Source organism: Pedobacter sp. NEAU-ZC8, assembly GCF_059278965.1.
This window is the reverse complement of record NZ_JCAJXC010000002.1, coordinates 296,902-309,309: the sequence shown is the minus strand read 5'-3', so window position 1 is coordinate 309,309 and position 12,408 is coordinate 296,902. Positions and strand designations below refer to the sequence as shown.

Here is a 12,408-nt window from a genome sequence, read left to right as displayed (position 1 = left end):
GATAAATGGTATAATTTTGCTATCTTTGCGCCTTGATTATCTTTTCTTTAACATAATTTATCTACGAATATGGAGATGGCAAAAACGAAGCTACTGATTGTTACACACGAGATGTCGCCTTTCCTCGAACTAACCAAAATTTCAGAAATTACCCGCCAATTGCCTCAGGCAATGCAAGACAAAGGATTCGAAATTCGGATTCTTATGCCAAAATTCGGAAACATTAATGAAAGAAGGAATAGATTACACGAAGTGATTCGCTTATCAGGCATGAATATCGTTATTGACGATAATGATAATCCTTTAATTATCAAAGTTGCCTCTATTCCTGCAGCACGCATGCAGGTTTACTTCCTGGATAACGAAGACTACTTCCACCGCAAGTATGTTTTCAGGGACAAAGAAAGCAAATTTTACGAAGACAACGACGAAAGAGCAATTTTCTTTTGTAAAGGCGCTTTGGAGACCGTTAAAAAGCTTGGCTGGGCACCAGATATCGTGCATTGCCATGGCTGGATGACTTCTCTTGTTCCGGTTTACATCAAAACCAGCTACAAGAATGACCCGACGTTTAAAAGCGCTAAAGTGGTTTATTCTGTTTATGAAAACTGCTTCACTGAAACCCTTAACTCGAAACTTTCTACTAAGGCAGTGATGAACAACATGACTGAAGCGGATACTAAAGTGTTTGAAAAGGCAGATTGCAGCACCATGCATATTGGTGCGATAACTTACTCAGACGCAGTGGTGTTAGCAGACGAAAAGCTCGAAGACGATGTGTTAAAATTTGTTAAAGATTCTAACAAGCCAACTTTAGCTTATAATTTAACAGAAGATTTTGAGAACTTCTACAACCTGTATGAAGAGATCTCAACTGAAGAATTACAGTCAATAGCTTAACAGCATTATTAATTTATTATGAAATTTTACAAAATAGACTTATTAACCCTGTTGATAGGTCTTTTTCTTTTTGCGTCCTGTAAATCCTCGAATACCATTGGCCTGGACGTTGATCCGGAAACCGCTGTTCAAGGTGAGCTGATCGACACACTAACCATCAACACCCAGACTTTACTGGAGGATCCAACGACGACAAACAACCTGGCCCGGTACCCACTTGGCTTGTTGACCGATCCTGTTTTAGGAACGACCGAGGCCAGTATCGCCATGAGCGTGAACCTGCCAAGTTCCAACTACAAGATCCAGCTGGATGCGACACTTGACTCGGCCGTATTGGTATTACCCTATGCAAGTGGATTCTACGGCGATTCTACTTCCGTATACAGCGTAAATGTTCATCAGCTAACCGAGAATCTTTCTACACAGACCTCTTTCCCAAGCAATAAGGAATGGAGCGTAAACACCAGTTCTGAACTGGTTCCAAATGGTGTTATCGGTAACTTTACCGGCCGGCTTAGACCGAATACCGCAATTCGGGTGACCGAGGTTGTTAGCGGAAAAGCAGACTCGACGAAAAGCGTGAAAGCTTTAAGAATTAAGCTCGACAACAACTTTATCACCGAAAGCATCCTGAGAATCCCTGCAAACGCATTGGTTAACTCTGCATTTTTCAACAGTCGCTTTAAAGGACTTCGGGTAAGTGTAAACAAAGAAGGTGTTTCGGGAAAAGGTGCACTGGCATTTTTCAATGTATCAAACACCGAGGATGCTGGCCTTGAGGTTTATTTCAAGCAAAACAATGCTACCACTGCTTCCAAAAAAGATACCGTGTCAGCGCTCTTCCCGGTAAGCACCAGTCTTAATCCTGTCGCAGCAACAGTTAAACACGATTATACTGGGACTCCGGTTGAAACGCAACTTGCAAACCCCGGTGTTCAATATGAAACGACTTACCTGCAAGGTACCACTGGCTTAAGGAACAAGATCACTTTCCCACACCTGGCGAGCTTAATCCAGAACCTGGGCGGTAAAGTAATTATTAATAAAGCCGAGCTGGTTGTTGACCTTGCTGCCGGTACTGACGTTGCGCCATTTACACCTGCTGATCGTTTGGCATTATACCGTTATGACATCGCTGGTCAGCGTGCTTACATTCCGGATGATCCCTTAGGCACTGACCGAAGAAAATTAATAAACTACGGTGGTACTTACGACGCAACCAAAAAGAACTACTCCTTTGTCATTACGGCTTACCTGCAAGACTTACTTGATGGTAAAACCCAGGACTACGGAACCTATATTGCTACAACAGGTGCAACAGGAACAGAATCGACGCTTTTAGCAGTGCCAACATCAGGTGGCAGATCTGTAATTGGATCGTTCAATAATCCGAATAACAAGGTAAAGCTGAATATCTATTATACTAAGATCCAATAGTAGCAGCAAAACATAGTTTAAGCCGCCTCATTTCTGTGAGGCGGCTTTTTTTTGCGCTAAACTTTCCTGCCACGATTAAGCTTGCATACGGGTTATACCCGGAAAGGGAGAGGCTTTGGGGTTGAGCCGCCCTCAAGCCGCCCTCTACCCGGGGTTGATACGCCCTTGACCGCCTTACTGGCGGATCAATGCCTGATGGATACCCAAGCAACGCAGGTTCAAGCCAAAAGCAGTGGGCATTAAAAAAGCCGTTTTACCATTTTCAGGTAAAGCGGCTACAAAAATCTTTGAGATTATTTAAAACGGGATATCGCCTCCGATATCTGCAGAACCCGAGTAGTCATGCTCTGGTTTAGAAACCGCAGCTGCAGGTGTTGTGTTTTCAAAATCACTCTTGCGGCCAAGTAGCGTGAAGTTCTCTGCAACAACTTCCGTCACATATTTTTTTACCTTTTCCCGGTCCTCGAAAGTGCGGGTACGTAATTTACCTTCAATATAAACCAGCTTACCCTTGGTCAGGTATTTGGAGGCAACCTCCGCCAGTCCCCGCCAAAGCACAATGTTATGCCATTCAGTTTGTTCTACACGTTTGCCGTCTTTGTTATAACTCTCAGAAGTCGCCAAAGGAAAACTTGCAACTGTAACACCGCCTTCTAAATGCCGGACTTCAGGATCTTTGCCTAAATGTCCTACTAAAATTACCTTATTGATACCTGACATGGACTTATAATTTGCTTAGATAAAATTTAACAAAGTCGTTAATGACGTTGGGTTTTGGCACAGCCATCAAGGCCTCGCTGTTCAGCCATTTAAAACCTGCCTTTGTATTAAAGTTAGTGATATTATTGTCTAAAGCAAAGAACTGCACATATATTATTTGGTGCGTAAGTACATGTTTTTTGTTTATCACCGGACGCAAAACGGGGATTGATCCGAACAGTTCATGTATGGCTTTCTGGAACATTTCCGGATCGGCATAATGCTCCTGAGCGGTCTCTACCAGGGGGAAATCGTAGAGCTGCTGCCAGACGTCGCCGGCACCCCGTTGTTTCATCAATACCAGGCCATCCTGCTCGATTACGAAGTAGTTGAAATGCCGGACACGTTTACCTGCAGCCTTCAGCTTCACTGGCAGCAGCTGTGTCTGGTGGTGCTTAAAAGCGAAGCAGCCCGGGCGCAGGGGACAGCTTTCACACAGCGGCACTTTGGGTTTGCACTGCAAGGCACCAAACTCCATAATGGCCTGATTGTAAATGGAAGGATCCTGGCCCTGGATTAACTCGGTAGCCAGTGCAGCAAACTGCTTTTGGCCTGCAGGACTGTTGATCGGCAGATCGATACCAAAATAACGGGCAAGTACCCGGTACACGTTACCATCTACTACCGCCCGTGACTCTTTGGCAGAGAAAGAACTGATTGCAGCAGCCGTGTAAGCGCCTATTCCTTTGAGCTTGACCAAAGTATCATACTGTGTAGGAAAAATGCCGCCATGAAGCTCCATGACAGCCCTGGCCGTATGCAGCATGTTCCTCCCTCTGGAGTAATAGCCTAAACCCTCCCAAAGTTTCAGAATTTCAGCTTCCGAAGCAGCGGCAAAATCTTTTACGGTGGGGAAACGGCTTAAAAAACGGTTGAAGTACGGCATACCCTGGTCTACGCGGGTTTGCTGCAGGATAATTTCAGAAAGCCAAATAATGTAAGCATCAGATGTATTTCTCCAGGGTAATTCACGTTTATTATTCAGATACCAGGTGATTATTTCCGGTTGAAAATTCATGCCTGCAAAAGTACATGCTTATTAATACTTATTTACAAAACTTGCATTCCGCTGATGCTTTAAACTACAAATAAATGATCTTTTATTTTCCTATCTCGTTAAAAAGCAATACTTTTGCAACCCCAAAACACTGATAAACATAACACACAATAAATTAATAATAACGAATATGACTAAGGCAGATATTATTACAGAAATATCAACAAAGACAGGAATTGAGAAAGTAGATGTGCAGGAAGCAGTTGAAGCTTTTTTCAAGGTAATTAAAAATAGCATGATCAGTGGCGAGAACGTATACGTCAGAGGTTTTGGAAGTTTTGTTGTAAAGAAACGTGCGCAAAAGACAGCCAGAAATATTTCTAAGAATACTGCGATCATTATCCCTGAGCATTTTGTGCCAAGCTTTAAGCCTGCGAAAGTGTTCGTGGAGAAAGTAAAAAACAACTCTAAAAAAATTACTGCTGTAGAAGCCTAATTAATCATGTCAAATACCCGTTCTAAACAAATCATCTTAGTTTCGGCAGTTTTACTGCTGGTTGTATTTTTGTTTACACGGGATATTAAGGGCCTGGTTAAACCTAAGGAAGATACCACCGCTGCACCTGCAGCAGGGCAAATGCAGGCTGAAGCCGCTGAAATTAATCTGGATGAGGTTTCCACGGTAGGGAAAAACTTAGTCGGCTCTGCCGTTGCGAAAGAGATCTCTACACTGGAAAACGAATTCAAGACTTCAAACGGCAGTAAAAAGATCAGCCTTGCAGCTTCACTTGCTAAAAAGTGGGACGCGGTAGATCAACCTGTTCCAAGTGCCTTGTACCTGGAAATGGTGGCACAGCAGGAAAAAACATTAGATAGCTGGCTTGCCTCTGGCGAGAAGCTGATGAAAGCATTTGATAACAGCAGGGACAGCACATTGTTGCAGCCCCTGTTGCAAAAAGCTAATGCTTCATACAGCGCAGCTGTAGCACTGGATTCTACGAATCTGGATGCGAAAACCGGATTAGGAATTACGATCGTCAATGGTATGGGTATGCCGATGCAAGGTATCGCCATGCTGATGGACGTGGTTAAAAAAGATCCGAAAAACCTAAAAGCAAACATGAGTTTAGGCATCTTTGCAATTAAGTCAGGTCAGTTTGATAAAGCCATCGCCAGGTTTAATGACATTATTGCCATTAAACCATCACCGGATGCTTATTTCTATCTGGCAACCTCTTACGAGAGCTTAGGAAAAAACAAAGAAGCTATAGATGCCTATTTGCAAAGTAAAAAGCTAGCCGGTAACCTTACCCTGTCTAAATTTATTGACAGAAAAGTAGCCGAGCTGCAAGAAAAAATTTAATCAACAGATTTTTAAAATATTAAACTTTAAAATTATGCCAAGCGGTAAAAAAAGAAAAAGACATAAAATGGCCACCCACAAACGCAAAAAACGTTTAAGAAAAAACAGACATAAGAAAAAGTAATTTCTTAACTCTTATATACGCAACAACATAGATCAAGCATATTCATGGTCTATGTTGTTGCGTATAGTGTTTTATTTTCAGTCCATGTATTAATAAGGTATCCGTACCTTGAAATCTCTAGCTTTTGGTAAAGGAATTAATTATCGATTCGGCTCCAACAGGAGTAACCATAGCTTTGATTGAAGACAAACACCTTGTAGAGCTTCATAAGGAACACATCAACAATAATTATGCTGTAGGCGATATCTATTTAGGCCGCATTAAGAAAATTATGCCCGGCCTGAACGCGGCCTTTGTTGATGTAGGTTATGAGAAAGATGCTTTTCTGCATTATTTTGATCTAGGCCCTCAGGTGCAGTCTTTAATAAAGCTCACAAAAATTAAGCGGAATGGATCAGTTACTGGAAATTTACTCGATGATATCAAATTAGAGCCCGATATTAATAAGGCCGGTAAAATATCAGAGGTCGTTTTCAAAAACATGGTGGTGCCGGTTCAAATAGCCAAAGAGCCTATTTCAACCAAAGGACCCCGTCTAAGTTCTGATCTTTCCATCGCAGGCCGGTACATTGTTTTAGTACCCTTTTCAAATGTGATCTCCATCTCTAAAAAGGTTAAGAGTAATACCGAACGTAATCGACTTAAGAAGATTATCGAAAGTATTAAACCTAAGAACTTTGGTGTGATCATCAGAACTGTTTCCGAAGGGAAAGGCGTTGCTGAGTTACAAAAAGACTTGATGGACTCTGTTGCAAAATGGGAAAGCTTCATGAAGAAGTTGCCTGATGCAGAGCCTTCAAAAAGAGTGTGGGGAGAAATGGACCGCACTTCAACTTTAATCCGTGATATTCTGAGTACAGACTTCACGAACGTTTATGTTAACGATCAACACTTGTACGAAGACATTAAATCGTACGTACATGAGATCTCTCCGGAAATGGAGAAAATCGTTAAACATTACAGACACAAAGAGCCCATCTTTGAGCATTTCGGGATCGAAAAGCAAATCAAAAATGGCTTCGGTAAAACCGTAAACCTACCCGGTGGGGCCTACCTTGTTGTTGAGCATACAGAAGCATTGCACGTTATTGACGTGAACAGCGGAAACAGAACGGCAAGCAAGGAAAACCAGGAAGAAAACGCCTTACAGGTTAATAAAGAGGCTGCAAAAGAAATTGCCCGCCAGCTTAGACTGCGAGATATGGGCGGTATTGTGGTGATCGACTTCATTGATATGCACAAACCACTGAACAGGAAGATCCTGTTTGATGATTTGCGTGAACTGATGCAACTTGATCGCGCCAAACATACCATCCTGCCTCCAAGTAAGTTTGGTTTGGTACAGATCACCCGCCAGCGGGTTAGACCTGAAATGAACATCGTGACAAGCGAGAAGTGTCCGACTTGCGGTGGAACAGGAGAAATTAAAGCCAGCATCGTATTGATGGATGACATTGAGAATAACCTGAACTACATCCTTCGGGAGCAAAATGAAAAGAACGTAACCTTGTGTGTTCATCCATACATTGAAGCGTACATTAAAAAAGGGATCTATTCCCTGCAATGGAAATGGTTCTTCAAATTCGGACAACGAATTAAGATCCGCGCAGTTTCCTCTTACAACCTAACCGAATTTCACATTCTTTCTTCCAAGGAAGAAGAGATCAAACTCTAAAACAACAACAAAAAGGGTATTCAATAGAGTACCCTTTTTGCTTGCTGCACTTTTCGGTTATTAAAAGCTAAATTCGTAACAACTAAATATTAAGCAATTGGCTAAAGCTAAATCCTCCTATTTCTGTCAGAGCTGCGGTTATGAATCCGCAAAGTGGCTCGGCAAATGCCCCTCATGTAACCAGTGGAATACCTTTGTTGAAGAGATCGTTGAAAGGAGCAGCGCAAAAGTGCCTTCCTGGAAAACCAGTTCTTCGACGCACCGCAGCAATGTGCCCAGTCAGGTAAGCACCATCGTTTCTTCTACGGAGAAACGTTTGAGCACGAGCGACCAGGAGCTGGACCGCGTGCTTGGCGGCGGACTGGTAACTGGCTCAGTGACGCTGATTGGCGGCGAGCCAGGCATCGGTAAATCGACACTGATGCTGCAGCTGGCACTGAACATCGAAAATAAAAAGGTGTTGTACATTTCTGGTGAAGAAAGTGAGCAGCAGATCAAGATGCGTGCAGAACGCATTACCAGTACACCACGGGCCGACTGCTACATCCTCACGGAAACCTCCACACAGAATATATTTAAGCAGATCGAGATCCTGGAACCGGAAATCATCATCGTAGACTCGATACAAACGCTGCACTCCGCACATATCGACTCCACACCTGGCAGTGTATCACAGGTGCGGGAATGTACCGCAGAACTGCTTCGTTTTGCCAAAGAAACGGATACCCCGGTATTCCTGATCGGGCACATCACTAAAGATGGCGCAATTGCAGGCCCAAAGATCCTGGAGCACATGGTGGATACGGTGCTGCAGTTTGAAGGCGACCGTCACCATGTTTACCGTATTTTGAGATCGATCAAGAACAGGTTTGGTGCCGCAGCAGAGATGGGGATTTATGCCATGAACAGCACGGGCTTGCGCGAGGTTTCCAATCCTTCGGAGATTCTGCTTTCCCAGCGGGATGAAGAGCTGAGTGGCATTGCGATTTCAGCCACTTTAGAGGGCGCCAGGCCAATGTTAATAGAAACACAGGCATTGGTGAGCATTGCAGCTTACGGAACGCCTCAGCGTTCTGCTACGGGCTTTGATACCCGGCGGATGAATATGCTGCTTGCCGTGCTGGAAAAACGCTGTGGATTTAAGCTGAGTACCCGTGATGTGTTCCTGAATATCGCAGGTGGTATCAAGGTGGAAGATCCTGCAATTGACTTGGCCATAATTGTGGCCATCATATCTTCCCATGAAGATATTCCGGTAAGTTCTAAAAACTGCTTTGCCGCAGAGGTTGGACTTTCGGGCGAGATCCGTGCGGTTAACCGCATTGATCAGCGTATTCTGGAGGCACAGAAGCTGGGCTTCGACAAGATCTTTGTTTCCAAGTTTAACCTGAAAGGATTAGTCATGGAGAAGTACAGCATTGAGGTGATTGGCATCAGCAAAATTGAAGATGTACTATCCATCTTATTTGGCTAAAAAGCAGCATTAACTTGAATTATTGTCTACATGTTGGGGAATTTAATTCCCACTGTGGAATGTACCTGGGTATTGTGGCACATTAAAAAGCGTCTTTAAACGTAAATTAGGGGGTTTTTTGCTGGAATTCAAAGTTGGAGCCTAAATTGACTATACCTAATTGTTCTAATCCAGAGGTGGGTTTTAACATAATTATAGGGATGATTAAAATCTCGTTACCGGAGGGTAACGAGGTTTTTTTTTGCGCCAGATTTTAGGGCATAAAAAAACCAGGCTTTCGCCTGGTCTTGTATTTAAAATTAAGAAGGAACTATTTACTTAAGTACATGGACTTGTCTTTAACCAGCTTAAGGAAGTAAGGATCTTCAAGGTTTTTGATGAAACGGATAGCCTCACCCGTAGATTTCATCTCCGGACCTAATTCTTTGGTTACTTCAGGGAACTTATCAAAAGAGAACACAGGCTCTTTAATCGCGAATCCTTCAAGCTTGCGCTCAATAGTGAAGTCTTTCAGTTTGTTTACACCTAACATCACTTTTGTAGCTATATTGATGTAAGGAACCTGGTAAGCCTTCGCAATGAAAGGAACAGTTCTGGAAGCTCTTGGATTGGCTTCAATCACATATACTTTATTGTCTTTAACCGCGAACTGGATGTTTAGTAAGCCTCGTACATTCAACGCACGTGCAATCTTTTTAGAGTATGCCTCCATGTTTGCAATAACCTCTTCAGATAAACCAAACGGTGGCAATACTGCGCTTGAATCACCGGAGTGAATACCTGCAGGTTCGATGTGCTCCATCAATCCTACAATATGTACATCTTCACCGTCGCAGATGGAGTCAGACTCGGTTTCTTCTGCACGGTCAAGGAAGTGGTCAATCAGTACACGGTTACCAGGAAGGTCACCTAGTAATTTCACAACCGCTTTCTCCAGGTCTTCATCATTGATCACGATGCTCATACCCTGCCCACCCAGTACGTAACTTGGACGAACTAATACCGGGTAACCTACTTCGTTAGCAACTACGATAGCCTCTTCAGCATTTTCAGCAACACCGTATCTTGGATAAGGAATCTCAAGTTCTTTTAGCAGGTCAGAGAAACGGCCGCGGTCCTCGGCAACGTCCATATCATTGTAAGAGGTACCGATGATCTTGATGCCATGCTCATGAAGCTTCTCAGCCATCTTAAGCGCCGTCTGACCACCCAATTGCACGATTACACCTTCAGGGTTCTCCAGGTCGATGATCTCACGAACATGCTCCCAGAATACTGGCTCGAAGTATAATTTATCAGCAATGTTGAAGTCTGTAGAAACCGTTTCTGGGTTACAGTTCACCATGATCGCTTCGTAGCCACTTTCTTTGGCTGCAAGGATACCGTGCACACATGAATAATCGAACTCAATACCCTGACCAATTCTGTTTGGTCCTGATCCTAGTACGATCACTTTCTTTTTCTCCGAACGGTGTGACTCGTTTTCTTCTTCGAAGGTGGAGTAGTAGTAAGGTGTTTTAGCGGAGAACTCTGCTGCACAGGTATCTACCATCTTGTAAACACGCTTAATGCCTAAGGCATGTCTGCGGTCGTACACTTCATCTTCAGTAACATTACCCAACAAGTAAGCGATCTGAATATCAGAGAAGCCTTTCTGTTTAAGCGTTACGAAGAAGTCTTTCGGTATGTTGTTTAAGGAATATCTTTTTAGTTCTGTTTCCAGCTGAACAAGTTCCTGGATCTGAGAAAGGAACCATTTATCAATTCTGGTTACTTTACGGATGGATTCTAATGGAACGCCCATGCTCATCGCATCTTTGATCAGGAATAAGCGGTTCCAGCTGGCATGCTCCAGGCCGTACATGATCTCGTCGATGCTACGATTGTGTTTACCATCAGCGCCTAATCCGGCTCTGCTGATCTCTAAACTCTGACAAGCCTTCTGTAAAGCCTCGATGAACGTACGGCCGATCGCCATAACCTCACCTACAGATTTCATCTGCAAGCCAAGCTCCATGTTCGCACCTTTGAATTTATCGAAGTTCCAACGAGGGATCTTCACGATTACATAGTCAAGGGTTGGCTCGAAATAAGCGGAAGTCGTTTTGGTGATCTGATTTTCGATCTCGTCAAGGTTGTAACCGATGGCCAGTTTTGAAGCGATCTTTGCAATTGGGTAACCAGTTGCTTTACTTGCAAGGGCAGATGAACGGGAAACCCTAGGATTGATCTCAATGGCGATGATCTCGTCGTCCGCCGGGTTAACGGAGAATTGTACGTTACAACCACCAGCGAAGTTACCGATCGCTCGCATCATTTTGATGGCCTGATTACGCATATCCTGGTAGCAACGATCAGATAAGGTCATTGCAGGGGCAACCGTGATCGAGTCGCCGGTGTGGATACCCATTGGGTCGAAGTTCTCGATCGAACAGATGATGATCACGTTGTCATTGCTGTCGCGCAAAAGCTCCAGCTCATATTCTTTCCAACCCAACACCGCCTGTTCTACCAGTACCTCATGTGTTGGAGAGGCTTCAAGACCACGTTTTAACGCATGGTCAAATTCTTCTTTTTTGTGCACGAAACCACCTCCTGAACCACCAAGGGTGTACGAAGGTCTGATTACAAGGGGATAGCCGATCTCTTGTGCAGCTTCTTTACCTTCAAGGAAGGAGTTTGCGATTCTGGAATTCGCAACGCCAACACCGATGTCTACCATCAGCTGGCGGAAAGCTTCCCGGTTTTCTGTTTTTTCAATCGCAGCAACATCAACCCCAATTACCTTAACGCCATATTTTTCCCAAACACCGCGTTCCTCAGCTTCCTTACACAGGTTTAAGGCTGTCTGCCCACCCATGGTTGGTAAAACTGCATCAATGCTCTGTTCAGTTAAGATTTCAACAATGGAGTCAACTGTTAATGGCCGTAAATAGACATGGTCAGCAATGACCTTGTCTGTCATAATTGTTGCCGGATTTGAGTTGATAATGGAAACTGAAATGCCCTCTTCTTTGAGGGATAAAGCTGCTTGTGAACCTGAATAATCAAATTCAGCGGCTTGTCCAATGATAATTGGTCCTGAACCGATAATTAATACTGAGCGTATCGAGGTGTCTCTAGGCATAATTGCGTTTAAATATGAAGCGACAGGTTCTATGCGAAATGAAGTAATATCCCGACTATCCTGTCGGGGTGCAAAGATATGGTTTAAAGAGATACCGAGCAACAAAAAAGACCACTCTGGTTAGGAGTGGCCTCTAGGTTTAGGTTGATTGTTTATATATTATTGCTGTAGCTTAATTTCGCCCATATCAGTAGTGCTGCCCTCCACCACGGCGACCCCCTCAACTGGGGTGTCTTTAAACGGCGCCACACCTTTGAACCATACGGAATAGGTTCCCGGTTTTACTTTGGCTAAAAAGAATGTACCATCGGTTATCGGTGAACTGATGGTGTCCTTCCCCGAAATGGCCATCACCAGATTAGCACCTTCCGCGGGTGCCACGCTACCTTTAATTGCACCTTCAAAAACATTTGTAAATGCAAATACAGCCGTAAGTGGAACAATACATGCTGCATATTTTAAAAAGCTCTTTACCATGATTGCCATTTTAAGTTCGACAAATAGACAACCTTCGTTCTAAATTGTTTTATTTTTTTGAACTAAAGTTTTAAG

At 43.6% G+C, this 12,408-nt stretch carries 10 protein-coding genes; 6 read left to right on the top strand and 4 right to left on the bottom strand.

Annotation, left to right across the window (positions count from 1 at the left end; genetic code table 11):
• Window positions 1-75 precede the first annotated feature (75 nt).
• A complete protein-coding gene (locus AC5WJX_RS03050; protein WP_440428986.1) occupies window positions 76-900 on the top strand; it encodes a glycogen/starch synthase in 825 nt (274 codons plus the stop codon).
• A gap of 18 nt (window positions 901-918) precedes the next feature.
• Complete coding sequence (locus AC5WJX_RS03045; RefSeq protein ID WP_494483303.1) at window positions 919-2,337, top strand: DUF4270 domain-containing protein; 1,419 nt, start codon at window positions 919-921, stop codon at window positions 2,335-2,337.
• 297 nt (window positions 2,338-2,634) lie between these two features.
• On the opposite strand, the gene AC5WJX_RS03040 is transcribed toward AC5WJX_RS03045, so the two are convergent.
• Window positions 2,635-3,057, bottom strand: coding sequence for a single-stranded DNA-binding protein (locus tag AC5WJX_RS03040; RefSeq protein WP_440428558.1), 423 nt, complete (start codon window positions 3,055-3,057; stop codon window positions 2,635-2,637).
• A 4-nt stretch (window positions 3,058-3,061) separates the two neighbouring features.
• The gene (mutY, locus tag AC5WJX_RS03035) at window positions 3,062-4,114 is read right to left on the bottom strand and encodes an A/G-specific adenine glycosylase (RefSeq protein WP_494483302.1); all 1,053 of its coding nucleotides are present in this window, start codon (window positions 4,112-4,114) and stop codon (window positions 3,062-3,064) included.
• Between the two features lie 169 nt (window positions 4,115-4,283).
• Here mutY and AC5WJX_RS03030 point away from each other — a divergent pair, with 169 nt between their 5' ends.
• From AC5WJX_RS03030 to radA, 4 genes are all read left to right on the top strand, one after another.
• Complete coding sequence (locus AC5WJX_RS03030) at window positions 4,284-4,589, top strand: HU family DNA-binding protein (RefSeq protein ID WP_188625318.1); 306 nt, start codon at window positions 4,284-4,286, stop codon at window positions 4,587-4,589.
• Between the two features lie 6 nt (window positions 4,590-4,595).
• Complete coding sequence (locus AC5WJX_RS03025; RefSeq protein WP_494483301.1) at window positions 4,596-5,456, top strand: tetratricopeptide repeat protein; 861 nt, start codon at window positions 4,596-4,598, stop codon at window positions 5,454-5,456.
• A gap of 248 nt (window positions 5,457-5,704) precedes the next feature.
• Window positions 5,705-7,255: an Rne/Rng family ribonuclease gene (locus tag AC5WJX_RS03020; protein WP_440428563.1), complete on the top strand. Its 1,551-nt coding sequence runs from the start codon at window positions 5,705-5,707 to the stop codon at window positions 7,253-7,255.
• Window positions 7,256-7,352: 97 nt separating this feature from the next.
• Window positions 7,353-8,729 (top strand): DNA repair protein RadA, encoded by a 1,377-nt coding sequence (radA, locus tag AC5WJX_RS03015; RefSeq protein ID WP_494483300.1) that lies wholly within the window; start codon window positions 7,353-7,355, stop codon window positions 8,727-8,729.
• Window positions 8,730-9,039: 310 nt separating this feature from the next.
• On the opposite strand, the gene carB is transcribed toward radA, so the two are convergent.
• Window positions 9,040-11,856 carry a carbamoyl-phosphate synthase large subunit gene (carB, locus tag AC5WJX_RS03010; protein ID WP_494483299.1) on the bottom strand — a complete coding sequence of 939 codons (2,817 nt, stop codon included), beginning with the start codon at window positions 11,854-11,856 and terminating at the stop codon, window positions 9,040-9,042.
• Between the two features lie 159 nt (window positions 11,857-12,015).
• Entirely contained in the window at window positions 12,016-12,333 is a 318-nt protein-coding gene (locus AC5WJX_RS03005) for a peptidase associated/transthyretin-like domain-containing protein (protein ID WP_494483298.1), read from the bottom strand.
• Between the last annotated feature and the right edge of the window lie 75 nt (window positions 12,334-12,408).

Bases quoted from the DNA above. Each gene is read 5' to 3' on its own strand.
- AC5WJX_RS03050 (WP_440428986.1), top strand. From the start codon at position 76: ATGGCAAAAACGAAGCTACTGATTGTTACACACGAGATGTCGCCTTTC.
- AC5WJX_RS03030 (WP_188625318.1), top strand. From the start codon at position 4,284: ATGACTAAGGCAGATATTATTACAGAAATATCAACAAAGACAGGAATT.
- AC5WJX_RS03005 (WP_494483298.1), bottom strand. From the start codon at position 12,333: ATGGTAAAGAGCTTTTTAAAATATGCAGCATGTATTGTTCCACTTACG.
- AC5WJX_RS03040 (WP_440428558.1), bottom strand. From the start codon at position 3,057: ATGTCAGGTATCAATAAGGTAATTTTAGTAGGACATTTAGGCAAAGAT.
- AC5WJX_RS03045 (WP_494483303.1), top strand. From the start codon at position 919: ATGAAATTTTACAAAATAGACTTATTAACCCTGTTGATAGGTCTTTTT.
- carB (WP_494483299.1), bottom strand. From the start codon at position 11,856: ATGCCTAGAGACACCTCGATACGCTCAGTATTAATTATCGGTTCAGGA.
- mutY (WP_494483302.1), bottom strand. From the start codon at position 4,114: ATGAATTTTCAACCGGAAATAATCACCTGGTATCTGAATAATAAACGT.
- AC5WJX_RS03025 (WP_494483301.1), top strand. From the start codon at position 4,596: ATGTCAAATACCCGTTCTAAACAAATCATCTTAGTTTCGGCAGTTTTA.